This window comes from Mucilaginibacter sp. UYNi724, from assembly GCF_054057495.1.
Genome location: NZ_JBSRZI010000014.1, coordinates 87,337 through 111,515, shown reverse-complemented (window position 1 = coordinate 111,515; position 24,179 = coordinate 87,337). Strand labels below are relative to the sequence as shown.

The 24,179-nt window shown below is 44.8% G+C and carries 19 protein-coding genes; 15 read left to right on the top strand and 4 right to left on the bottom strand.

Annotated features, from left to right (window positions below; genetic code table 11):
• The first annotated feature begins 17 nt into the window (after positions 1 to 17).
• From murG to ACVW0P_RS18205, 7 genes are all read left to right on the top strand, one after another.
• Complete coding sequence (gene murG / locus ACVW0P_RS18235; protein WP_457133336.1) at positions 18 to 1,160, top strand: undecaprenyldiphospho-muramoylpentapeptide beta-N-acetylglucosaminyltransferase; 1,143 nt, start codon at positions 18 to 20, stop codon at positions 1,158 to 1,160.
• Between the two features lie 54 nt (positions 1,161 to 1,214).
• Entirely contained in the window at positions 1,215 to 2,570 is a 1,356-nt protein-coding gene (murC, locus tag ACVW0P_RS18230) for a UDP-N-acetylmuramate--L-alanine ligase (protein ID WP_457133329.1), read from the top strand.
• Positions 2,563 to 3,486: a cell division protein FtsQ/DivIB gene (locus tag ACVW0P_RS18225; protein WP_457133328.1), complete on the top strand. Its 924-nt coding sequence runs from the start codon at positions 2,563 to 2,565 to the stop codon at positions 3,484 to 3,486. The genes murC and ACVW0P_RS18225 overlap by 8 nt, the downstream gene beginning before the upstream one ends.
• A gap of 4 nt (positions 3,487 to 3,490) precedes the next feature.
• Positions 3,491 to 4,840 (top strand): cell division protein FtsA, encoded by a 1,350-nt coding sequence (gene ftsA, locus ACVW0P_RS18220; RefSeq protein ID WP_354429142.1) that lies wholly within the window; start codon positions 3,491 to 3,493, stop codon positions 4,838 to 4,840.
• Between the two features lie 215 nt (positions 4,841 to 5,055).
• A complete protein-coding gene (gene ftsZ, locus ACVW0P_RS18215; protein ID WP_457133327.1) occupies positions 5,056 to 6,657 on the top strand; it encodes a cell division protein FtsZ in 1,602 nt (533 codons plus the stop codon).
• Positions 6,658 to 6,775: 118 nt separating this feature from the next.
• Positions 6,776 to 8,011: an aminotransferase class I/II-fold pyridoxal phosphate-dependent enzyme gene (locus ACVW0P_RS18210; RefSeq protein ID WP_457133326.1), complete on the top strand. Its 1,236-nt coding sequence runs from the start codon at positions 6,776 to 6,778 to the stop codon at positions 8,009 to 8,011.
• 354 nt (positions 8,012 to 8,365) lie between these two features.
• Complete coding sequence (locus ACVW0P_RS18205) at positions 8,366 to 8,542, top strand: histone H1 (RefSeq protein ID WP_354429148.1); 177 nt, start codon at positions 8,366 to 8,368, stop codon at positions 8,540 to 8,542.
• A 189-nt stretch (positions 8,543 to 8,731) separates the two neighbouring features.
• Here ACVW0P_RS18205 and dapA read toward each other — a convergent pair whose 3' ends face one another.
• Together dapA and ACVW0P_RS18195 are read right to left on the bottom strand one after the other, a co-directional pair.
• Positions 8,732 to 9,610 carry a 4-hydroxy-tetrahydrodipicolinate synthase gene (gene dapA / locus ACVW0P_RS18200; protein WP_457133325.1) on the bottom strand — a complete coding sequence of 293 codons (879 nt, stop codon included), beginning with the start codon at positions 9,608 to 9,610 and terminating at the stop codon, positions 8,732 to 8,734.
• Between the two features lie 313 nt (positions 9,611 to 9,923).
• Positions 9,924 to 11,762, bottom strand: a complete 1,839-nt coding sequence (locus tag ACVW0P_RS18195) for a UbiD family decarboxylase (protein WP_457133324.1) — start codon at positions 11,760 to 11,762, stop codon at positions 9,924 to 9,926.
• A 60-nt stretch (positions 11,763 to 11,822) separates the two neighbouring features.
• Here ACVW0P_RS18195 and ACVW0P_RS18190 point away from each other — a divergent pair, with 60 nt between their 5' ends.
• The 3 genes from ACVW0P_RS18190 (at position 11,823) to dctA (ending at position 14,555) form a co-directional block, all read left to right on the top strand.
• On the top strand, positions 11,823 to 12,275 hold the full coding sequence (locus ACVW0P_RS18190) for a DoxX family protein (RefSeq protein WP_457133323.1): 453 nt from the start codon (positions 11,823 to 11,825) through the stop codon (positions 12,273 to 12,275).
• 95 nt (positions 12,276 to 12,370) lie between these two features.
• On the top strand, positions 12,371 to 13,210 hold the full coding sequence (locus tag ACVW0P_RS18185; RefSeq protein WP_457133322.1) for a sulfite exporter TauE/SafE family protein: 840 nt from the start codon (positions 12,371 to 12,373) through the stop codon (positions 13,208 to 13,210).
• 97 nt (positions 13,211 to 13,307) lie between these two features.
• Complete coding sequence (gene dctA, locus ACVW0P_RS18180; RefSeq protein WP_457133321.1) at positions 13,308 to 14,555, top strand: C4-dicarboxylate transporter DctA; 1,248 nt, start codon at positions 13,308 to 13,310, stop codon at positions 14,553 to 14,555.
• A 1-nt stretch (position 14,556) separates the two neighbouring features.
• Here dctA and ACVW0P_RS18175 read toward each other — a convergent pair whose 3' ends face one another.
• Positions 14,557 to 15,330: a carboxypeptidase-like regulatory domain-containing protein gene (locus ACVW0P_RS18175; protein WP_457133320.1), complete on the bottom strand. Its 774-nt coding sequence runs from the start codon at positions 15,328 to 15,330 to the stop codon at positions 14,557 to 14,559.
• A gap of 133 nt (positions 15,331 to 15,463) precedes the next feature.
• The gene (locus ACVW0P_RS18170; protein WP_457133319.1) at positions 15,464 to 16,465 is read right to left on the bottom strand and encodes a hypothetical protein; all 1,002 of its coding nucleotides are present in this window, start codon (positions 16,463 to 16,465) and stop codon (positions 15,464 to 15,466) included.
• A 225-nt stretch (positions 16,466 to 16,690) separates the two neighbouring features.
• On the opposite strand from ACVW0P_RS18170, the gene sucD reads away from it, so the two are divergent.
• The 5 genes from sucD (at position 16,691) to ACVW0P_RS18145 (ending at position 24,055) form a co-directional block, all read left to right on the top strand.
• Positions 16,691 to 17,569, top strand: coding sequence for a succinate--CoA ligase subunit alpha (sucD, locus tag ACVW0P_RS18165; RefSeq protein ID WP_354429165.1), 879 nt, complete (start codon positions 16,691 to 16,693; stop codon positions 17,567 to 17,569).
• A gap of 187 nt (positions 17,570 to 17,756) precedes the next feature.
• A complete protein-coding gene (locus ACVW0P_RS18160; RefSeq protein ID WP_457133318.1) occupies positions 17,757 to 19,277 on the top strand; it encodes a serine hydrolase domain-containing protein in 1,521 nt (506 codons plus the stop codon).
• A 253-nt stretch (positions 19,278 to 19,530) separates the two neighbouring features.
• Positions 19,531 to 19,905, top strand: coding sequence for a methionine-R-sulfoxide reductase (locus ACVW0P_RS18155; RefSeq protein ID WP_354429168.1), 375 nt, complete (start codon positions 19,531 to 19,533; stop codon positions 19,903 to 19,905).
• 679 nt (positions 19,906 to 20,584) lie between these two features.
• Entirely contained in the window at positions 20,585 to 21,559 is a 975-nt protein-coding gene (locus ACVW0P_RS18150) for a ribonucleoside-diphosphate reductase small subunit (protein WP_457133317.1), read from the top strand.
• 117 nt (positions 21,560 to 21,676) lie between these two features.
• A complete protein-coding gene (locus ACVW0P_RS18145) occupies positions 21,677 to 24,055 on the top strand; it encodes a ribonucleoside-diphosphate reductase subunit alpha (protein ID WP_354429171.1) in 2,379 nt (792 codons plus the stop codon).
• Positions 24,056 to 24,179: the final 124 nt, after the last annotated feature.

Here is a 24,179-nt window from a genome sequence, read left to right as displayed (position 1 = left end):
CATCAGATAATAAAAATATTGCAAATCAAAAGCTCCCCCTTCAGGGGGCGGGGGGGGCTGCGCCACGTATTATCATAAGCGGCGGCGGTACAGGGGGGCATATCTTCCCGGCTATTGCTATAGCCAATGCTTTGAAAAAGCTTGACCCTGAAACGGAGATCTTATTTGTTGGCGCCAGCGGCCGTATGGAGATGGAAAAAGTACCGGCGGCTGGTTATAAAATTATTGGGTTAGATATCCAGGGCATCCAGCGTAAATCAATTTGGAAGAATGTGATGTTCCCGATCAAACTGCTCAAAAGCGTGCGCAGGGCTATCCAAATCATTAAAGATTTTAAGCCTGATGCCGCTGTAGGTGTGGGTGGTTATGCATCCGGTCCGTTGTTGTACGCCGCATCGTTAAAGGGCATCCCAACGCTGATCCAGGAGCAAAATTCGTATGCCGGTATCACCAACAAATGGTTGGGTGCCAAGGCGAAAAAGATTTGTGTGGCATTTGATGGGATGGAGAAGTTTTTCCCGTTCGATAAGATTATCAAAACAGGCAACCCTATCCGCAAAGAATCGGTAAATATTGCCGGGAAACATATGCAGGCGCTGGAGCTTTATAAGCTATCATCGTTCAAAAAAACGATACTGATAACCGGGGGCAGCCTTGGCGCACGTACGTTGAATAATAGCATACTGGCAGGCATGGATAAAATAATTGCTGCCGATGTGCAGGTGATCTGGCAAACAGGCAAGTTTTACCATAAAACCATTATGGAACAATTAGGGCCAAATAAGCACCCGGATATTTGCGTGGTGGAGTTCTTGAACCGTATGGACCTGGCTTATGCAGCTGCGGATGTAGTGATATCGCGCGCAGGGGCGGGCACCATAGCAGAGCTTTGTGTGATCAAAAAACCGGTGATACTGGTGCCATCGCCAAACGTGGCCGAAGACCACCAGACCAAGAACGCGCTGGCATTGGTAGAGGAAAACGCCGCCTTATTTGTGGCCGACCGCGATGCCGAAACAAAATTAATAGATAAGGTGCTTGCACTTTTAAATGATAAAGATTTACAAAAAACATTAAGCAATAACATTGGCAAGCTGGCACTGCCCATGGCTGATGAGGTTATTGCGAAAGAGGTTATCCAAATAACAATCAACAATTAAATGGCTAATCTCCCCAAAAACGATTGGGGAGATAGCCTTTTTTAAAAAAGACAAATGGAATTAAACAACATAAAAAGAGTTTACCTGGTAGGTATAGGCGGCATAGGCATGAGCGGCCTTGCGCGCTATTTCCACCATTTAGGCTGTGTTGTTTGCGGGTACGATAAAACCCACACGCCACTTACAGATGACCTGCATAACGAGGGTATCTATGTGGTGTTTGAGGACAGGCAGGACTGGATCCCGATGAGTTTCCAAAATATTGACGAGGGTACGCTTATTATCTATACCCCGGCTATCCCAAAAGATTCGGAGATCCTCAATTATTTTAAAAGAAAAGGGTTCGATCTGCAGAAGCGTTCGCAGGTGTTGGGAATCATCAGTAAAAGCATGTACACCATCGCGGTGGCAGGCACACATGGTAAAACCACCACATCTTGCATGATAGCGCATATCCTAAAAGATTCGGGTAAAGATTGCTCGGCTTTTTTGGGTGGCATATCATCCAATTACCAAACCAATGTGCTGTATGGCGCTAATAATATTGTAGTGGTAGAGGCTGATGAATACGACCGTTCGTTCCTGACCCTGCACCCTGATATTGCCATCATCACCTCGATGGATGCCGATCACCTGGATATCTATGGCGATCACGCACAGTTAGAGCAATCGTTTAAGCTTTTTGCTTCGCAGATAAAACAGGGTGGCACATTAATATACCATAAAGGCTTGCCATTGGGCGAGGGTGTAACCTACGCCATGAATGCCGAGGCGCAGGCAATGGCAACCAATGTTCGTATCGAAGAAGGTAACTTCTACTTTGATTTTAACGACGGCAAAACCAGCATCCCTAATATAAAAATGGGTATTGCCGGTTTACATAATATAGAAAATGCTACGGCGGCTATTGAGGCTGCCCTGCATGTGGAGGTTTCTGCGGATGCTATCCACGAAGCGTTAGGCTCGTTCAAAGGCGTTAAACGCAGGTTTGAATACATTGTGAAGAACGACAGGCATATTTATATTGATGATTACGCGCACCACCCCGAGGAATTGAGGGCCGCCATCACATCAGTGAAACGTTTGTATCCGGATAAGAAACTAACGGTAATGTTTCAGCCGCACTTGTTTACCCGCACCCGCGACTTTGCCGATGGCTTTGCCGAGGTGTTGGATATGGCTGATGAATTATTGTTGTTAGATATTTACCCGGCGCGCGAGCCGCCAATAGAAGGTGTGGACAGCGACATGATCCTAAACAGGATGAAAATGTTGAATAAACGCAAATGTGGAAAACAAGAAAGCGTTGATATTGTGGCGTTTGAAAAACCTGAGTTACTTTTAACGGTGGGCGCAGGCGATATCGATACATTGGTTTCGCCGTTAAAACAAGTATTAGAAAATGTTTAAGAAACACATTTGGAAACCGCTGCTTATTGGTTTTGGCTGGCTTATTAGCCTGGCAGGCCTGGTGGTGCTTATGAGTTTCATAGAGATCAAAAAAAATGAACTGGTTTGTAAAAAGGTAAATGTGTTTATCCCGGGCAACCAATATTTTCTGGATAGGCAAGAGGTGGATAACATTCTGCAAACCACCAGCAATTCGCTTATTGGCCGCAGGTTAGAGAATATAGATATTCACCGCCTCGAAAACAAATTGAAACACAATCCCTTTGTTGAGTTTGCCACGGTTTATGTAGATATGGATGGTGTTATACAAGTGGAAGTGAGCCAGCGCCAGCCTATCTTGCGTATGATGAACCGGTTTGACCAGGACTTTTACGTGGATATGCACGGTTTAAAAATGCCGCTATCGCAAAACTTTACAGCAAGGGTATTGGCCGTTAATGGGTATATCGACGAGCTGTTTGCCAACAAGGTAGATTCGTTACGTACGCCGCTGGCTAAAGAGATCTTTAAAACGGCCGATTTTATCCGCAAAGATTCACTATGGGACGCGCAGATAGCACAGCTGTACATCAATCAGGATCATGAGATTGAATTGGTGCCGCGTGTAGGCAACCAGCGCATACTGCTGGGCAATGCCGATTCGCTTGCTACCAAATTTGCCAACTTAAAAGTATTTTACAAGCAGGCTTTACCTTTGGTTGGGTGGGATGCGTATAAACTGATCAACATTAAATATATAAACCAGGTAATAGGGGTAAGGAACGAAACATTGATCGATTCGCTAAAACACCGCAAACAGTTTATGGCCGATTCGGCAAAGACGGCAACTATCAAGGCATTTAAGGATTCGACAGGAACGGGCGATGATATCCCGGTATTACAAAATAACAAAGAGAAGATATCTATTAAAAACTAATTATATGGACAAAAGTTCAACACAAGAAAAAAGTTCGCCAATTGTAGTAGGCCTTGATATAGGAACCACTAAAATTTGCGCGATAGTTGGCCGCAGAAGCAAAAACGGCAAGATAGAGGTATTAGGTATTGGCAAGGCCGAGTCGGCAGGGGTAACGCGCGGGATGGTATCAAACATCGATAAAACCGTGCAGGGTATCACCGCCGCGGTTGAAATTGCAGGTACGCAGTCAAATGTCGAGATCAGGATAGTTAACGTAGGGATTGCCGGCCAGCATATAAAAAGTTTGCAGCACCGTGGTTTAATTACCCGTAAGGATTTGAGCTCCGAAATAAGCCGCAAAGATATTGACAAGCTGGTTGAGGATATGTATAACCTGGTAATGCCCCCGGGCGAGGAGATCATCCACGTATTGCCGCAGGAATTTACGGTAGATAACGAGCCGGGCGTAAAAGACCCGATAGGCATGGCAGGTGTGCGTTTAGAAGCCAACTTCCATATTATATCCGGCCAGGTAACCGCCATCAAAAATATTGTTAAGTGTGTAAACAAAGCCCAGCTGGAAAGCCAGGAATTGATATTGGAGCCTTTAGCATCGTCAGAATCTGTGTTGAGTGACGAGGAAAAAGAAGCCGGTGTAGTTTTAGTAGATATAGGCGGTGGTACAACAGACGTGGCAATCTTCCACGAAGGCATCATCCGTCATACCGCGGTTATCCCGTTTGGTGGTAACAGCGTAACCGAAGATATCCGCGAGGGTTGTTCGGTAATGCGCAACATTGCAGAGCAGTTAAAAGTAAGGTTTGGTTCGGCTTTAGCAGAAGAGAACAAAGAGAACGAGATAGTTTGCGTACCGGGCTTGCGCGGCCGCGAACCCAAAGAGATCTCGGTTAAAAACCTTGCCTTTGTTATCCAGGCCCGTATGGAAGAAATTGTAGAACATGTGTACTACGAGATAAAATCATCCGGCTACGAAAAGAAACTGATAGCGGGTATTGTAGTAACGGGTGGTGGTGCGCAACTGAAGCACTTAACCCAGCTTATTGAATACGTAACAGGTTTAGATTGCCGCGTAGGTTACCCTAACGAGCATTTGGCTAAGAACGAGTTTTTACCAAAAAACATCTACGAAGACCTGCAAAGCCCGACTTTTGCAACAGGTATAGGCCTGCTTATAAAAGGGATCCAGAAAATGGAGTACAACGGTGTTAAAGAGGTGCCTGCCGCGGCAGCAATCAAAGCCGAAAAAACTAAATATACCGACGACAGGAAGTTTGGCCTATTAGGTAAGATCCTGGAATCGGGCAAGAAATTTATTAAAGACGATATTAAGGACGAGGACTTTTTGAAATAGGGAGGCCTCTCCCCAGCCCTCTCCGAAGGAGAGGGAGCAATAAAAAAGAAGTCTCCCCTATCGGGGGAGATTTAGAGGGGGCTGCTTATTTATTCACATCCATAAACTTATCCACATTATGCACATTTGTGGATAAACCTTGTGGAAAAAGTCATAATATTACAATAAGAAAATCTATCTATTCACCAGAATATACATAGCTGAAAATAAGGATTATGCAGTTTGAGATGTTAAAGGAAAAGTCGTCGATCATCAAAGTAATTGGTGTTGGCGGTGGCGGCGGTAACGCAGTAAACCATATGTACAGGCAAGGGATCACCGGTGTTGATTTCATTATTTGTAATACCGATGCCCAGGCGCTCGAGCTGAGCCCTATCCCCAACAAGGTACAGTTAGGTGCAAGCCTTACCGAAGGTATGGGTGCAGGTTCGATACCAGAAGTTGGTAAAAACTCTGCCATCGAAAACATCGACGATATTAAGCAAATGCTTGGTTCAAACACCAAAATGCTGTTCATTACAGCAGGTATGGGTGGTGGTACCGGTACAGGCGCAAGCCCTATCATTGCCAAAGCAGCCCGCGAAATGGATATCCTTACCGTAGGTATCATCACTACCCCGTTCTCGTTTGAGGGCAAACGCCGTAAAATGCAGGCCGATGCGGGTATGGAAGAGCTGAAAAAATATGTAGATTCTTTCCTGGTGATCTCTAACGACAGGTTGCGCCAGATCTTTGGTAACTTAACCATGAGCTCGGCTTTTGGCCAGGCCGATGATATCTTAACAACTGCCGCTAAAGGTATTGCCGAGATCATCACACTGCCGGGTTACATAAATGTGGATTTTAAGGATGTGCGCACCGTAATGAAAGACAGTGGCGTATCTATAATGGGTAGCTGCACTGCCGAGGGCGAAAATCGCGCTTTAAAAGCTGTAGAAGGTGCTTTATCATCTCCACTATTAAAAGATAACGAAATTGAAGGTGCACGTTACATCTTGTTAAATATAAGTTCGGGCCTTAAAGAGGTTACCATGGATGAGGTAAGCGTAATTACCGATTACATCCAGGAAGAAGCCGGTTTGGCTGCCGACCTGATATGGGGTAACTGTGTGGACGAAAACCTTGGCGAAAAATTATCTGTTACCATTATCGCTACAGGTTTCCAAACCAAAGACGAGCGCGAGAAAGAAAACAGTAATAAAAAAGTAGTATCGATGCTGGTGCCTGAGAGCGAGCCATTGGTAAAACCTGTGAATGAGTTTATCACCCCGGTTAAAGCTGATGCCGAAATGGATGCTAACCCATACATAAAGCTTAAGGACGAGCCAAAACAGACCGGTTTATTTGACCTGTTTGCCCGTGCCGAAGAGCAGGATGCAGCAGATAGCGGTATCATCAAATACGACCTTAACGAAGAAACACCTGCCGCTGCCGAAGAGAATGAAGTATCTGAGTTTACCTTTAAAGTGACAGAAACGGTAATGAACTTTGAGCCTGTTGTTGCCCAGGTACAAGCGCCTGAGCCTGAACCGGAGGTTGTTAATGCCGACGAAAATAAAACAGACGAATCTATAGAGGAGCAGTTACGCAAATCGCGCGAGCGCATTATGCGTTTGAAAGACCTGAGCATGAAGCTGCGTAACGGTAACATCCAGGAACTGGAAAACATCCCTGCCTATAAACGTAAAGAGATCGCTTTACAGCAAACCCCTGCCAGCGACGAAAGCCAGATATCAAGGTTCTCATTATTGCCGGATAGCGATGGCAAAACAGAGATCAGGAACAACAACTCGTTCCTGCACGATAACGTTGACTAATTGATCTGAACCCAAATATGAAGCCCCTCGCAACAATGCAGGGGCTTTTTTGTTATAGGTTTAAAACGCGGATAGTATTTATATTTGCAAAAATTTACATTCAGCAAAACATTCAAAATTGGACCTGTTTAAAAAGATAAACAAAAGCATGGGCGGCCCCATCGGGCAGCACCAAAAGTGGTCGCACGGTTACTTTTCCTTCCCTCGTCTGGAGGGTGAGATCGGTCCCCATATGATATTCAATGGCAAAAAACAGTTGGTTTGGAGCCTTAACAATTATCTTGGTTTAGCAAACCACCCCGAAGTGCGCCAGGCCGACGCGCAGGCCGCTGCCGATTATGGCATGGCATACCCAATGGGCGCCAGGATGATGTCTGGTAATACTAAACACCATGAAGAACTGGAAGATAGCCTTGCCGAATTTGTAGGCAAAGAGGCGGCTTTCCTGCTTAATTATGGCTACCAGGGTATGGTATCTATTATAGATGCACTTGTGGACCGTAAAGATGTAATCGTTTACGACGCCGAGTCGCACGCCTGTATCATTGATGGTGTACGCCTGCATATGGGTAAACGCTTTGTGTACCAGCATAACGATATCGATAGCTTTGAGAAACAACTGCAACACGCGCAGCGCATGGTAGAACAAACTGGCGGAGGCATCCTGGTGATAACCGAAGGCGTTTTCGGCATGTCGGGCGCGCAGGGCAAACTCAAAGAGATCATCCAACTTAAGGAAAAATATACCTTCCGATTGTTGGTTGACGATGCACACGGCTTTGGCACTATGGGGCTTAAAGGTTCGGGCACACACGAGGCTCAGGATTGTGTTTACGGGGTAGATCTTTACTTCGGCACCTTTGCTAAATCAATGGCAGGGATAGGCGCGTTTATAGCGGCCGATACCGGGATCATCAATTACCTGCGATATAATATGCGGTCGCAAACCTATGCCAAAGCATTACCTATGCCGATGGTGATTGGGTTGAAGAAACGATTTGAAATTTTAAAATCTAACCCGCAACTCCGCGAAAAACTTTGGACTATTGCCCGCGCGCTTCAGAACGGGTTAGTTGAGCAAGGCTTTGATATTGGCGTAACCAACAGCATGGTTACCCCTGTATTCCTGAAAGGCGACCTGACCGAGGCAACAAGCTTAACTATGGAACTGCGCGAGAAACACGGCATATTCTGTTCTATTGTAGTGTACCCGGTTATTCCTAAGGGCTTAATTATGCTTAGGCTGATACCAACAGCGTTACATACCATTGAAGACGTACAGCAAACGCTGGATGCATTTAAGGCGGTATCAACCAAACTAATGGAAGGGCATTATAAAATGGCCGCGGCATAGCAGCATTTGTAGCAGTATTATTAAAAAGCCCCGCAAATATTTGCAGGGCTTTTTGTTTGGGGCCCAAATATCTGATTAGTACGGTTTTAATAATAAAAAAGTGGAATTGTTAAGCGATAAATAAAATTATCGCCACTTAGGCAATAAATCCATAACAATATGGTTGTTGGGTTGAAATTGGAGAATTTAACGGTTAGCAAATTAAGCCGGTTTTTTGATTGTTTAGGCGCATAATGTGGAAAAAAACCACTTTAAAGGCACTATTTTTATATTGCAAAAGTTTTTTATTACTAAAAAACACATTAGATTAGCTTTTACAAAACAATAAACCTCAAAAATTAAAGGAGAGTCACAATGAAAAAATTCACTGAAGTAAAAGAGCTGGTTGCATCACTTGAAGCTGATGCCGACAAATTTTATAACAAAGGTAACAGCGCTGCTGGTACCCGTGTGCGTAAAGGCATGCAAGACCTAAAAAACTTGGCGCAATCTATCCGTCTTGAAGTTCAGGATTCGAAAAATAAAGCGTAATTAAATAGTCGAAAGGTTATTTTACTTTAAATAAAAATCCGGGTAGCTGTTGGCTATCCGGATTTTTTATGTTTGTGTATCCCCTTTGCGTCATTGCGAGGTACGAAGCAATCTCTACATAGGCCGAGCGGCTCTGTAAAGCAAAGAGATTGCTTCGTACCTCGCAATGACGGGTTTGTAATTGAAGTGTTACTTCACTACTTTTAACTGTTCCTCTATCTTCTCCTCAGCATCGGCGCCAACATTTACCAATGGTAAACGTAAAGTATCGCCACAAACGCCTAAAGCTTTCAGTGCAGATTTGACGCCAGCCGGGCTGCCTTCGGCAAACATCAGGCGGGTAAACTCAATCATGCTGTAGTGCGAAGGCTGTGCGCCTTTAAAATCGCCGGCAAGGCATTTTCTGATCATGTTACTAAACTGCTTTGGCAACGCGTTGCCCACAACAGAGATTACACCAACACCACCCATCGCGATCATTTGCAGGCTAATGGGATCATCGCCTGATATCACCAAAAAGTCCTCGGGCTTATCGCGGAACAGATGGTTCAGTAACTCAAAATTACCGGATGCCTCTTTAATGCCGATGATGTTCTTAAAATCGGTAGCCAGCCTAACGGTAGTTTCGGCGCTAACGGTGCTGCCTGTACGGCTTGGTACGTTGTATAAAATTATCGGCAAGGTGGTAGCTTCGGCAATTGCTTTGTAATGCTGGTAAATCCCTTCCTGCGTTGGTTTATTATAATGCGGGCTTGCCGATAGTATGGCATCGTATCCTGTGGTATCAAAAGCTTTAATTTCTGCAACGGTTTCAAGGGTGTTGTTACCTGCAATACCTGCAACTAACAACACACGTTTATTCACGGCTTTGGCAGTAAAGGCGAAGACCTGCTTCTTCTCTTCTTTACTCAATGTGGCGCTCTCGCCGGTTGTACCAAGTGACACCAGGTATTCTACCCCGCCGTCGATCAGGTGGTCTATCAGCTTTTGTAAAGCATCATAGTCTACCTGTCCATCTGCCTGAAAAGGAGTGATCATCGCAACTCCTGTCCCGTGAAATTTGTTCATGTGCTCGAAATGTTATATGGCCGCTAAGATAGTAAAATGTGCAGATGTGCGGATATGCGGATGTGCAGATAATTTTGACTGATTCAATAACAGCTCAGCATAAATTACCAGTTAAATAGTATTTTGCCGGCATGTGTAAAATCTTAAAGATCTTATTATCAGACCAATACGGTCGTTCGCTGCGCGTTATAAAATATAAATCACTGATTATAAGGTAGATACTCGTGTTCACGGGGCGCACATGGCCGTGAACGTGAACACGTTGGTGTTACAAAGGCCGTTTTTAGGATGATTTAGGTCGCGCTTTCTTCCCTTATATCAACCCGTGCAGCACTCCACCTTTTTCGCCCATCTTATCTACCAGTTTCTCAACTTCCGGGTCGCGTTCTAATACTGGGGCGTGGTGTGGTTTTATGCGGGCATCAATAATGAGCGGGCCGTTGCAGCCCCAATGCTTATGTTCGGTAAAGCTGTTGATGCCGTAAATGTCGTGGCTTGGGTTGCTGCGGGTAAAGGTTACCCATACAAAGTTATTCAGGGTTTGCGCGGTAAAAGCTGCATCATCACACAAAACCATTAGTGGTAAGCCACTTAATTCGGCTTCTGCTAAATGTTCCTGCAAAATCTCCAGCATTAAGGGCATATCGCTGGTGCGGATGTTTTTTGGTACTTCTACAGCCAATATACCCGGCATCACCATTTTGTAGTTCACAAACGGGCGGGGAAGGGTAAAGGTAGCCGGTAATTCGTTCCAAAGCTCGCGTTTAATATCGCCGGCTACGGTAATGGCAACCTTGCTGCCGCTGTTTAGGCCGTCGCCGCTGTAATCAAGGGTATCTATGGTGGTACGGGTATGGAAATGCAAGTCGCGGGTAAGGTCTATGCGTTGCAAAATATGTTTCAGGAATGCGCCGATATCGTTCACATCCAGGCTTGGGTTATCTTCCTTAGCGGCGATGAACAAGTATTTAGCCAAACTCAATTGCCCTTTGCCTAAAATATGATTGGCAATAGTGATGATCTCCTGCGGATAACGCTCTTTAACATAAGGCGTGTATCGCTCGCTGCCAATGGCGAACAAAAGCGGGTGCACGCCTGCCGCGTCAACCGCGTTTACGGCATGCAGGCCGGGGATCTCTTTTGGTATCGCGCTGCCGGTTATCTCGTGGATCAAGGCGCCAAAGCTTGTATCTTCCTGCGGCGGGCGGCCAACTACCGTGAACGACCATATCGCATCCTTCTTGTGATAAACGTTGTGCACTTTCATCAGCGGGAAGGGATGCGCCAAACTATAGTATCCTAGGTGGTCGCCAAAAGGGCCCTCGGGTTTATTCTCCATCGGCATCACGGTGCCGGTTATCACAAAGTCTGCATCCGCAGAAATGCAGAACCCCTCGTCATCATAAAAATAACGGAACCTGCGGTTACCTAAAGCACCGCCAAAGGTCATTTCGCTTAAACCTTCGGGTAATGGCATCACCGCTGCAACAGGGTGCGCCGGTGGGCCACCTACAAATATGCTCACCTTAAGCGGCTGGCCTTTTGCATTGGCCTTGGTTTGGTGCACGCCAATACCGCGGTGCAGCTGGTAGTGCAGGCCAATTTCTTTATCCTGTACGTAATCATTGCCACCCAGTTGGATGCGGTACATCCCCAGGTTGGCGTTCATAATGCCGGGCATATCGGCATCCTCGGTGTAAACCTGTGGCATAGTTACAAAAGGGCCGCCATCTTTAGGCCAGTTCACTATTTGAGGTAACTCGCTTACCAACGTTTTGCCGAAGCTTATCGGGGAGTCCTTGCGCACTTTCATGGGGAGTGCCGATAGCGCGGTTAAGGCAGTATTGGCATATTTAAAAGGATGTTTAATAGCCTTCATCGGATCGTTTTTAATGTCGACCAATGTTTTGATCTTATCCAGCGTGTCCCTGAAAATAAACCGCGACCTATCCAGCGTGCCAAACAAATTTGATACCGCCGGGAACTTACTCCCTTTTACATTCTCGAACAATATGGCAGGGCCTTCATGCTCAAAAACACGGAGGTGTATGGCAGCCATTTGCAGGTAAGGGTCAACCTCTTCCTTAATGCGGATGAGGTGGCCGTTTTTTTCAAGATCGGTAATGCAAGCCTGTAAACTTTTGTAACCCATGTTTGCTATTTAAAAGCCAAAGATATTACACATTTTATTGTTTTTTGCGATATTGAGGTCATGAAACCGCTTATCGTATTACTGGCCGTGTTTGGTGTGAGTTCGTTGGCAACATTTATTGCCGGCCATCCGCCCGATTATTATTTCTGCGGCAGGCTGGCCATGGGGGTGATGCTCATCTTCGCGGCCACAGCCCACTTTAAATTTACCAGCGGTATGATGCTGATGGTGCCCACGTTCATCCCATACAAAAAGGCGGTTGTACACATCACCGGTTATATCGAGATCCTGGCTGCTATAGGGATGCTCGTCAAAAACGTGCGCGAACCTGTAGCATGGTTTGTGATATTCTTTTTAGTGATGTTGTTGCCTGCCAATATCCACGCGGCGAAAAACGAAGTAAACCTGGAGAAACCGGATGCCTGCGGAAACGGCTTAAACTACCTTTGGTTCAGGGTCCCGCTGCAAATATTTTTTATTGCCTGGGTGTACTTCTTCGGGGTGATGCATTAAGTATCCGGCCAAGAAAAGTTAGACGATAGATTTACTTCCTTTTTTTCATTAAAAAAGTTATATTACTTTTACGGTTCAAACCAATTGATGGCCGTATGTCGGTACTTATTTTTACTTTAATTATTCTTGTTGGGGCGTATTTTGCGGGCTTGCTGGGTTCACTTACCGGGCTTGGTGGTGGCGTTGTAATTATTCCTTTGCTTACGCTTGTATTAGGCGTTGATATCCATTATGCTATTGGTGCTTCGTTGGTTTCGGTTATAGCAACATCATCGGGCTCGGCAGCGGCATATGTAAAAGAAGGCATTACAAACATACGGCTTGGTATGTTTTTGGAAATAGCCACAACAATTGGGGCTTTGGCAGGCGCGTTAATAGCAGTTTATATCCCTGTGCAGTATATCGCTGTATTGTTTGGGGTGATCTTGATCTTCTCGGCTATAATGTCGTTACGTAAAAAGGCAGAGAATATCCTTACCGAACCAACCTACCTTGCAGCAAAACTAAAACTTTATGGTAGCTACCCGGATGGTAATGGCGGACAGATCAATTATGGTGTAACCCGTGTGAGCGGCGGTTTTTTCATGATGCTTTTTGCGGGGATCATCTCCGGTTTATTGGGCATTGGCTCGGGTGCGTTAAAAGTGCTGGCGATGGATACTATTATGCGCATCCCTTTTAAAGTATCAACCACCACCAGTAATTTTATGATAGGGGTAACGGCAGCCGCAAGCGCGGTAGTTTACCTGCAACGTGGTTACATTGATCCCGGTATTGCCATGCCGGTGGTAATAGGCGTCCTCTTCGGCGCCATGACGGGTTCCAAGATCCTCGTCCATACCAAATCATCGCGGTGGTTGCGTTGGGTATTTGCCATTGTGGTAACCTTTTTAGCCAGCCAGATGATTTACAACGGGTTGAATGGAAAGATATAATTTTGTGAGTGGTGAGTAGAGGGTGGTAAGTAGTTTTTGATTTTTATCGTTTATATTGCAACCACACTCCAATAAACCACCCATTATTCAACAACCCATGAAACGCCTGTTTAGCAACCTTACCTTCCAGGTTATTATCGCCATTATATTAGGGGTTTCGGTGGGTTTGTATTTTAAAGACTTTGCGCCAACGGCGCAGATGATCAGCAAGATCTTCATCAGCCTGATAACAATGCTGATAGCGCCCATCATTTTCTTCACCATTGTGCTGGGTATTGCCGGCATGAGCGATATGAAAAAGGTTGGCCGCGTAGGCGGTAAGGCCCTGCTTTATTTTGAACTGGTGACCACGCTGGCGCTCATTATAGGTGTAGCTGTTGCTAATATTATTAAGCCGGGTGCCAATTTCATCAATAACCACGTTAAGGTTGATGCTGCCAAACTTGCCGCTTATGAAAAAGCCGGCAACGAAATGAAATGGGGCGATTTCATCACCCACATTGTACCAAACAACACGTTCGAAGCTTTTGCCAAAGGCGATATTCTGCAGATCCTTTTCTTTGCCATACTTTTTGGTTTCGGCTTAAGCCGGATGGGTGAGACGGGGCAATCCATCATCACCACATTTGATAAACTCTCTAAAGTGTTCTTCAACATCATGAAGATAGTGATGAAGGTAGCACCGCTCGGCGCCTTCGGTGGCATGGCTTATACCATAAGCACCTATGGGCTGGCGACGCTTAAACCTTTGGCTTTGCTAATGGGTTCGGTGTACCTCACCATGTTCCTGTTCATTTTTGTGGTGCTGAACGTTATTGCCTACCTATATAAATTTAGTTTGTGGCAATATCTGAAGCATATCAAAGAGGAGATCCTGATCGTGTTGGGTACATCTTCGTCAGAATCGGCGCTACCGGGGATGATGGAAAAGCTGGAAAAGTTCGGCTGTTCAAAATCGGTAGTGGGTTTGGTGATCCCCGCGGGATATTCCTTTAACCTGGATGGTACAACCATTTACTTGTCTATGTCTGTAATATTTTTAGCCCAGGTTTTTAAGATAGATCTTTCTATCGCGCAGCAGCTAAGTATTATCGGTATCCTTATGATCACCTCTAAAGGCGCGGCAGGGGTAACCGGTAGCGGTTTTATTGTGCTCACATCCACATTGGCGGCCATCAAAATAATCCCCGTTGAGGGCGTGGCTATTCTATTAGGTGTAGACCGTTTTATGAGCGAGGCCCGCGCCATCACCAATGTAATAGGCAACGGGGTGGCAACTATTATTGTAGCGAAAAGTGAGGGGGAGTTTGAAACGCCAACTCCTGAAGGGAGAGTTTTTGAATAGCTTAATCGCTATTGTTTGTCGTATCTACCTTAAAATCCGGCTTTGTAATTTTCGCAGTTACGGCTTTACTGTTATATTTCTGTAGGCAATCTTTAATGTATAGCACCATATTATAGTCGGTCATTACATCAATTTGGGCAGGGGTGGGGCGGTATTCGGTGATGAAATCATTTAATGGGTCGCCACGCAGGTTGGTAACACGGCCAACTAAAGCCTTGTTAAAACGTTGCGCGGTATGGTCCTCGCGTTCGTAACGCAGCATGTTTTGTTGCAGTTTGTAGGCGTTGGTATTCTTTTTATTCGCCGCTTTAAATAACGACAGCAGATCTACCGTTGCCCAGGCAAAAGGCACATTCACAGCAGTTGGGTGCACCACTTCAACAAAGCTTGGGCCTTTAAATGCAAACTCTTTGGCAAACTGCTTGCGGTTGTTCACGCTATCGCGGACGAAGTTGCGTTTAGCCACAATGGCTACTTCGTTCAGCCGGATGGACGCTGTTTCAAGTTCTATCAGCTTTAAATTTCCGCTCCAGGGACTGATAATTTTGGTGTAGGGTTTGTACCCCATGGTTTTGATACGCAGGGTATCGGTCACTTTAGAAATGCGAAGAACAAACGCGCCCTGCTCGTTGGTAATAGTATTTGAAGTAGTTGCCGAAACTATTATATACTCGATAGGCTTGCGGGTCTTTTTATCGATAACAAAGCCTGTAACTGTTTGGGCGTGGGCGTTAAAGCACAAGCAAACAAATAGCACAAATAGTAAATACCTCATATCCGATGCAGCTATATGATAAAGATAGTTCTTATGATAGGTATTAAGTGCTGATTAACAAAAATTTAACATTAGCAGATTAATAAAAAACTGCAGCAAAATTACTGCAGTTTGTTTATGCTTTATCCGATGCTTAATTGCAAACGATCTTCAGTTTTTTGGTATAGTCGGGGTCAAGCGGCTCGTTAGTTTGTGCAAGGCGTTGGGCGCCTACATTAGCGGGGCAGGCAATGCCGTTTGGTGCATCGTAAATTAAACCCGGTTTAGTACTTACCAACTCCTGCGGTACAAAGATCTGTACCCTGGTAATGGAATACCCACTCGGGAAATAACGGATGTAATAACCATCGGGGTGTAACGACCACGTGCCAGATGGTACATCAGGGTCTGGTTGCGAGGCAATGCCAGCCAGTACCGCGTATTTCTCCATTTCCTCGTAAGATGAATTCCCCGATGCCGCCAGCCTGCGGATGTTGTTTTCGGCTTCAAAAATGCTTTGTATGGCAGATGGTAACTGCCCTTTGGCTTTATCCATAAGGCTTGCCGGCAATACACCAAGCGCGCCGCCTTCCAGCATAAGCAGTTCCTGCGGGGATAGTAATGTATTTGCAGTCAGTTTAATATCGGTACCCATGTCTACAAAACGGGTGCGGGCAATAATAGCCCATAATAATACCTGTATATCGTGCTGTTTAACGTTGGGGTGCAGTTCGGCATGTTTTAAAATCAGTATCACCACGTTACTTTTAGGGCCTAACACGGGTGCAAGCATGTAGCCATCGCCTTTACTTGGTCCGCGTGTGCCCGCATGCAAGCAGTAGCTTTTGTTGGTCATTTCGAAAAAGCCGGCGCAAAGTTTAAAACCACCACCCGGTGCTTTTGGCAACAAGTATAATGGCTGGGGTTGCTGCCCGTCTAAATAAGAAGGCGGCCTGGAGCCTGTTTTGTTTACATCTTTAAAACTGGTAGTAATAGCCTGTGGCTGCTTTAAAATTTTGTTGAGCCCGCCGCCGGATACCATGTCGGTACCCTTATCAAGTAGTTTTTTTCCAAATTCGCCAAATTGCGCATGAGCCGTTGTAGTAAACAGCAGGGTCATAAATGTGCTAAGGATCAGTAGGTTGTATTTTTTCATGAGGTTAGATAGGTGTGTTTATCGAGGCTAAATTAACTAAAAAGATATTAAAGCAATATTATGCTTAAGATTTATTCCTGTTGTCTATTAAACAGCCACCATAACCGATAGATAACTTAAAAGTAATTTTTTGACGAAATCTGATTTTGTTCACATTGGCAGATAAATATAATTTGACTTTAAGGGCAATAACTTTAGATTTGCCATACAAAAACTAAAAAGCCGATGAGCGTTCTCGTAAACAAAGATTCTAAAGTTATAGTACAGGGTTTTACCGGTAAAGAAGGTAGCTACCATGCCGAGCAAATGATTGCTTATGGCACCCAGCTTGTGGGTGGTGTTACACCGGGTAAAGGTGGCCAAAGCCATTTAGACAGGCCTGTTTTTAACACCGTTAAAGACGCGGTTGATAAAACAGGTGCCGATGTATCTATTATTTTTGTTCCGCCTGCTTTTGGTGCAGATGCCATTATGGAAGCCGCCGAAGCCGGTATCAAAGTTATTGTATGTATCACCGAAGGTATCCCTACAAAGGATATGATAGCGGTTAAAGAATATTTGACTGATAAAGATAGCCGCCTTATTGGTCCTAACTGCCCGGGTGTTATCACTGCCGACGAAAGCAAAATTGGTATTATGCCGGGCTTTATTTTCAAAAAAGGCCATGTTGGTGTGGTTTCAAAATCGGGTACGCTTACTTACGAGGCGGTTGACCAGGTTGTTAAAGCCGGTTTAGGTATAACTACCGCTATTGGTATTGGTGGAGACCCAATTATTGGCACCCCAACCAAAGAGGCTGTTGAGTTATTAATGAATGACCCTGATACACATGGTATTATCATGATAGGTGAGATTGGTGGTGGTATGGAAGCAGAAGCCGCCCTTTGGATCAAAGAGAATGGTACAAAACCGGTTGTTGGTTTTATCGCCGGTCAGACTGCGCCTCCGGGCCGCCGTATGGGCCACGCGGGTGCAATTGTTGGCGGTGCCGATGATACAGCTGCTGCCAAAATGAAGATCATGCGCGAGTGTGGGATCCGGGTAGTAGAATCTCCTGCCGAAATCGGCGCTGCTATGGCAGAGGAATTAGCGAAATTGAAATAAGAGACTCAGGATTGTTAGAATCAAGAATCAAGAGATAAAAGAAAATCCCGGTCATATTTGGCCGGGATTTTTTTGTTTAGCCCAATATATCTTGCCGGAAATGAAGTGCTATCGCCCAGCGACATGGATGGATTTATTCTAAAAATTCCTAAATTCGATAAATTAAGGTTCAGATAAATTACCCGCCATGAAAAAGTACCTAACCCTTTTCCTTTTCGTATCAACGACATCCTTCGCCCAGTACAAACCTGCTACATTTACCGACCCTGACAGGCTCAGGAAGATAGAGGCGATCTTCCCCGTTATAGACAAGTTGTATAAACAGTATGCCGAGGAGAACCACTGGCCCGGGATGGCTTACGGTATTATGGTGGATGGAAAGCTGGTGCACACGGGTAACACCGGCTATACAGATTTGGATGCTAAAACCCAGGTTACCTCAAAGTCCGATTTCAGGATAGCATCCATGACGAAGAGTTTGACCGCCATGGCAATACTAAAGTTGCGCGATGCCGGTAAACTAAAACTGGATGATGAGGCGTCGCTATACATCCCCGAAATGAAGAATAACAAGTATCTTACTAAAGATGCCACGCCTATAACCATTCGCCATTTGCTTACCCATTCGGCAGGCTTCCCTGAAGATAACCCATGGGGCGACCGCCAACTGGCTGTAAGCGATGAAGAATTACTAAACATCTACCGCAAAGGGGTGACATTTTCCAATAATCCCGGTAATGGTTACGAGTATAGCAACCTTGGTTTTGCAACGCTTGGCTACATCATTAAAAAAGTATCGGGCAAAACTTATGAGCAATACATCACCGATAATATTTTAACTCCCCTGGGCATGACCCACACCTACTGGGAATATACAAAAGTACCAAAAGAGCAACTTGCCCACGGTTACCGCTGGCTGGATGATAAATGGGTAGAGCAGCCGCTACTGCACGATGGTGCCTACGGCGCAATGGGCGGGTTGATAACCACTATAGAAGATTTTAACAAGTACGTGGCGGTACACCAAAACGCCTGGCCTGCAAGGGACGATGCTGAAACGAGCCCGGTAAAGCGCAGCTCTATCCGCGAGATGCAATACCCCTGGGATGTTAGCTCTTTAAATGCTAATGCCAAAACTACCACCGGCAGGCTTTGCCCCGCGGTATCGGCATATGCGTACGGTTTGGGCTGGACCAAGGATTGCGATAACCACATTTTTATTGGGCATACGGGCGGCTTACCCGGCTTCGGCAGTAACTGGAGCATCCTGCCCGAATATGGTGTCGGAGTGATGTGCTTTGCCAATTTAACTTATGCCAACGCAGGACGGGCAAACAGGATAGCTTTAGACACCTTACTGGCCCTATCTAAAATTGAACCACGCCAGCTACCCGCGTCAAACATCCTTACCCAACGCCGCGACGAACTGGTAAAACTGTTACCAAACTGGAGCGATGCAAAAACGACAGGCATTTTTGCCGATAACTTTTTCATGGATTATTTCCCCGATAAGCTAAAAGCCGAAGCAACCGACGCTTACGCTAAAGCAGGCAAGATTATTAGCGTGGGTGAGGTAGTGCCAGATAACAATCTGCGCGGTTATTTCATCATGAAAGGCGTGAATGGTAACATTAAAGTGAGCTTTACCTTAACGCCAGAGAACCCGGCGTTGATACAGGAGTATCGCCTTGGGTTGGTGAAGCCTTAAAGGAGGAACTAAAATGCTGATAAATTTTTGTTAACTGAACGATAGGGAAGTATTTGATCGTTAACTTACATATTCGCGAACAGATCTTTCATTAATCCGGATGACAATTCCTGCTTAGTCAACCCCATGTAAACATCCATTCCACAAACAAAAACTGCCCTCAAATTGTCGTATATTTATGTAAAGCGAAGGACGATTAAGTTATATTCTTAATTTGAGAAATCTTTCTTAATCATTTAATCATAACCAATACATGGCATATAATCAATTAACACCAGAAGAAGAATATATCATATTGCACAAAGGTACCGAGCGCCCGTTTACCGGCGCTTTGCTGGATAACAAGGCCGAGGGCGTTTACGTTTGTAAGCGTTGCGATACCCCGCTATACACTTCCGAATCTAAATTTGAATCGCATTGTGGCTGGCCAAGTTTTGACGACGAGATAGCCGGTGCCGTAAAATGGGAAACCGATGCTGATGGCCGCCGTACCGAAATACTTTGCGCTAATTGCGGTGCTCACCTGGGTCATGTTTTCCAGGGCGAATACCTTACGCCAAAAAATACAAGGCATTGCGTTAACTCGGTTTCCATGAAATTTGTTCCGGTTGACGAATTGAAAAAATAAGTCAGCACGACAGGTTTGCAGGGCCGCTAAAATTTAAATCCTTGTCAAGTTTTGGCGGGGATTTTTTCTTTTTCCACATGTTGTTTTGTTAAATAATCAGTCACTCAATGTTAACTTTTCGGCGCGGATAAACGGCGTTTTTGAGGGCTTTTACCTTAGGTATTCCTTTGATTTTTAGGGCTGTTAACAACGTGTTTATATCCTTCAAGGGTTATCCGTTTTTTATTTTCCGATTATCAATTTAACGCTTTAACGGGTGGTAACAGCTTGTTTTTTAACTCATTGATTTTTTTGTCATCCCATAATAATATTGTGTTATCGAAATATATTGTGGACAACTTATAGGGGATGTTAAAAACTTAGACTAACATACAAAGGCCTGTTACACTATCTTTGAATTAGAAGTTCTTTTAACGCTATCAATGTTGTCGATAGTTCTATCGAAACAGAAAAGACAGACCATGATTAAACATGGGCTAATGTGCAACTAAAAATAGTTTAGAAACGATTAGTGAGGGTGTAAAAAGTGAGTAAAATAAATGCGAAAAAGCAATTTTTTCGCCGTTTAGTGAAATACTCGCATGGTACACCTATCTGCTGTCGGTTCGGTACAGAAGCAAAGGGATAACGTTAGCAGGCTTGAAGAATTTAATACATAATATATAAGGAACCGTTTGATATGGCAGAGGAAACAGAATTACTACTAAAGGAAAACAAAGACCGCTTTGTGATCCTCCCAATAAAATACCCCGCTATTTGGGAAATGTATAAAAAAGCCGAAGCCAGCTTTTGGACAGCAGAGGAAATTGACCTGTCTGACGATATGAAACACTGGGAATCCCTTAACGATGGTGAGCGCCATTTTATCTCGCACATCCTGGCTTTCTTCGCGGCAAGCGACGGTATCGTTAACGAGAACCTGGCCATCAATTTCATGAGCGAGGTGCAGTTACCCGAGGCGCGTTGTTTCTACGGTTTCCAGATCATGATGGAAAATATCCACTCAGAAACTTATGCGTTATTAATTGACACCTATATAAAAGACCCGGCCGAAAAAGACCGCCTTTTCCACGCTATAGATACCGTACCATGTGTAGGTAAAAAAGCGGAATGGGCATTGCGCTGGATCAATAACGGCAGCTTTGCCGAGCGTTTGGTAGCATTTGCGGCGGTAGAGGGTATTTTCTTTAGCGGTAGTTTCTGCTCTATCTTTTGGTTAAAAAAACGTGGCTTAATGCCCGGCTTAACTTTCAGTAATGAGTTGATTTCTCGTGACGAGGGTTCGCACTGCGAGTTTGCTTGTATGCTTTACAAAATGCTGGATACAAAACTATCTACAGAAGCGGTAACCAAAATTATAAGGGACGCGGTAGAGATAGAAAAAGAATTTGTGAACGATGCATTACCGGTAAGCCTGATTGGTATGAACGCCAAATTGATGAGCCAGTACATCGAGTTTGTGGCCGACAGGTGGTTAGACGAATTGGGTTACCCTAAAGTTTACGGTGTATCGTGCCCGTTTGATTTTATGGAAATGATAAGCCTGCAAGGCAAAACCAACTTTTTTGAAAAACGCGTTGGCGATTACCAAAAAAGCGGCGTAATGAACAGCACTGCAGAAAGCAAGGCATTCTCGTTAGATGAGGATTTTTAGGTAGAGATTAGAAGTTAGTGTCCCGATAGCTATGGGGTGAAAATCAATAAGAATAAAATAATTAAACAATAAAAAATAAGCCCTGTCGGGTTGGCAGGGAATAAAGGAGGTGGCAAAATGTTCGTATTAAAAAGAGACGGAAGAAAAGAGTCGGTTAAGTTCGACAAGATCACAGCACGTATTGAGAAACTGTGCTATGGGTTTAACCTGGTTGACCCAATAGATGTGGCAAAAAAAGTAATTGAAGGTTTGTTTGATGGTGTTACCACCTCCGAACTGGATAACCTTGCAGCCGAGACGGCAGCATCGTTGACCACCAAACATCCGGATTACGCTTTGCTTGCCTCACGTATCGCGGTATCCAACCTGCACAAAAATACCACAAAGTCTTTCTCTGAAACCATGAAACGTATGTATGAGTACGTTGACAAAAAAACAGGCAAAAATGCCGCTTTACTGGCCGATGACGTTTACGCGTTAATCCGCGATAACGCCGACATCCTGGATAGCAGCATCATATATGACCGCGATTTTGGTTTCGATTACTTTGGTTTTAAAACCCTCGAAAAATCGTACCTGTTAAAAATAGACGGTAAAATTGCCGAGCGCCCGCAGCATTTATTCATGCGTGTATCGGTAGGTATCCACAAAGAGGATATTGAAAGCGCCATCAAAACATACCACCTGATGAGCGAGCGCTGGTTTACCCACGCTACACCAACCCTTTTCAATGCCGGTACACCAAAACCTCAAATGTCGTCTTGCTTCCTGTTAACCATGAAGGATGACAGCATCGAGGGAATCTATGATACACTTAAACAAACTGCCAAGATCTCGCAAAGCGCGGGTGGTATTGGCCTAAGCATCCACAATGTGCGTGCTACAGGTTCATACATCAGCGGTACAAACGGTACCAGCAACGGTATCATCCCAATGCTAAAAGTATTTAACGATACCGCACGTTACGTGGATCAGGGTGGCGGCAAGCGTAAAGGTGCTTTCGCTATCTACCTGGAGCCATGGCATGCAGATATATTTGAGTTTTTAGACCTGCGTAAAAACCACGGTAAAGAAGAAATGCGCGCCCGCGATCTGTTCTACGCCCTTTGGGTATCTGACTTATTTATGCGCCGTGTGGAAGCTAATGAAGAGTGGACATTGTTTTGCCCGCACGAAGCCCCGGGTATGGCAGATTGCCATGGTAAAGAGTTTGAAGAATTGTACGAGCGTTATGAGAGAGAAGGCCGCGGCCGTAAAACTATTAAAGCACAAGAGCTTTGGTTTGCAGTGCTTGATGCACAGGTAGAGACCGGTACACCATACTTGCTGTATAAAGATGCTGCCAACGCAAAATCTAACCAGCAAAACCTGGGTACTATAAAAAGCTCTAACCTTTGTACCGAGATCATGGAGTTTACTTCTGATAAAGAAGTTGCGGTATGTAACCTTGCTTCATTAGCGTTGCCACGTTATGTAATTAACGGCGAGTTTGATCACGCCAAGCTTTACGAAGTAACCTATCAAGCTACTTTGAACCTTAACAAGATCATCGATAATAACTATTACCCGGTTGTAGAGGCCGAGTATTCTAACCTGCGCCACCGCCCAATTGGTTTAGGCGTACAGGGCTTGGCTGATGCCTTTATCCTGTTGCGTTTACCATTCGAAAGCGAAGAGGCAAAACAACTGAACAAAGACATATTTGAAACCATTTACTTTGCCGCCATGACGGCTTCTAAAGATCTGGCTATAAAAGATGGCGCTTACGAAACTTTTAAAGGTTCGCCTTTATCAAAAGGTAAGTTCCAGTTTGATCTTTGGGATGTAAAACCGGAAAGCGGCCGTTGGGATTGGGAAAACCTGCGTTTAGATGTAATGAACCACGGTGTGCGTAACTCCTTGTTAGTAGCACCAATGCCAACTGCATCTACCTCACAGATCCTGGGTAACAACGAGTGTTTTGAACCATACACCTCAAATATTTACACCCGCCGTGTGCTAAGTGGCGAGTTCATTATTGTGAACAAGCACTTGCTGCGCGATCTTGTGAACCGTGGTATCTGGACAACTTCGATGAAAGACAGGATCATCACCGCTAACGGTTCTATCCAGGACATAGCCGAGATCCCTCAGGATATCAAAGAGATCTACAAAACAGTATGGGAAATTAAGATGCGTAACATTATAGATATGGCTGCCGATAGGGGCGCTTACATCTGCCAGTCGCAATCATTAAACCTGTTCATCAATGCGCCAAACGCGTCAAAACTTACATCGATGCACTTCTACGCATGGAAGAAAGGCTTAAAAACAGGTATGTACTACCTGCGTACACAAGCAGCATCGCAAGCGGTTAAATTTACTGTTGAGAACCAGGGCGGTGGTAAAAACATGGAAGCCGTTATCCCGGAAGTTGTTTCGGACAGCAACCAGGAAGAAATGCCGGCCGGCCCGTCTTGCTCAATGGAAGAGGGTTGTGTTACCTGCTCTGCATAAGTAGTAGCCTAATATCATATAAATAATTATAAGTAGTCGGAAAGTCAGAAAGTCCGCACAAGTCCGAAAGTTAAAAGATGTTTTCTCATCTTTGCTTTCGGACTTTTTATTTACAAAAGATAAT

Excerpts from the sequence above, each read along its gene's own strand:
- ACVW0P_RS18185 (WP_457133322.1), top strand. The coding sequence starts at position 12,371 with ATGTCGGTACTTATTTTTACTTTAATTATTCTTGTTGGGGCGTATTTT.
- ACVW0P_RS18225 (WP_457133328.1), top strand. The coding sequence starts at position 2,563 with ATGTTTAAGAAACACATTTGGAAACCGCTGCTTATTGGTTTTGGCTGG.
- ACVW0P_RS18195 (WP_457133324.1), bottom strand. The coding sequence starts at position 11,762 with ATGGGTTACAAAAGTTTACAGGCTTGCATTACCGATCTTGAAAAAAAC.
- sucD (WP_354429165.1), top strand. The coding sequence starts at position 16,691 with ATGAGCGTTCTCGTAAACAAAGATTCTAAAGTTATAGTACAGGGTTTT.
- dapA (WP_457133325.1), bottom strand. The coding sequence starts at position 9,610 with ATGAACAAATTTCACGGGACAGGAGTTGCGATGATCACTCCTTTTCAG.
- ACVW0P_RS18170 (WP_457133319.1), bottom strand. The coding sequence starts at position 16,465 with ATGAAAAAATACAACCTACTGATCCTTAGCACATTTATGACCCTGCTG.
- dctA (WP_457133321.1), top strand. The coding sequence starts at position 13,308 with ATGAAACGCCTGTTTAGCAACCTTACCTTCCAGGTTATTATCGCCATT.
- ACVW0P_RS18190 (WP_457133323.1), top strand. The coding sequence starts at position 11,823 with ATGAAACCGCTTATCGTATTACTGGCCGTGTTTGGTGTGAGTTCGTTG.
- ACVW0P_RS18205 (WP_354429148.1), top strand. The coding sequence starts at position 8,366 with ATGAAAAAATTCACTGAAGTAAAAGAGCTGGTTGCATCACTTGAAGCT.
- murC (WP_457133329.1), top strand. The coding sequence starts at position 1,215 with ATGGAATTAAACAACATAAAAAGAGTTTACCTGGTAGGTATAGGCGGC.
- ACVW0P_RS18175 (WP_457133320.1), bottom strand. The coding sequence starts at position 15,330 with ATGAGGTATTTACTATTTGTGCTATTTGTTTGCTTGTGCTTTAACGCC.
- ftsZ (WP_457133327.1), top strand. The coding sequence starts at position 5,056 with ATGCAGTTTGAGATGTTAAAGGAAAAGTCGTCGATCATCAAAGTAATT.
- ACVW0P_RS18160 (WP_457133318.1), top strand. The coding sequence starts at position 17,757 with ATGAAAAAGTACCTAACCCTTTTCCTTTTCGTATCAACGACATCCTTC.
- ACVW0P_RS18155 (WP_354429168.1), top strand. The coding sequence starts at position 19,531 with ATGGCATATAATCAATTAACACCAGAAGAAGAATATATCATATTGCAC.
- ACVW0P_RS18150 (WP_457133317.1), top strand. The coding sequence starts at position 20,585 with ATGGCAGAGGAAACAGAATTACTACTAAAGGAAAACAAAGACCGCTTT.
- ACVW0P_RS18145 (WP_354429171.1), top strand. The coding sequence starts at position 21,677 with ATGTTCGTATTAAAAAGAGACGGAAGAAAAGAGTCGGTTAAGTTCGAC.
- ftsA (WP_354429142.1), top strand. The coding sequence starts at position 3,491 with ATGGACAAAAGTTCAACACAAGAAAAAAGTTCGCCAATTGTAGTAGGC.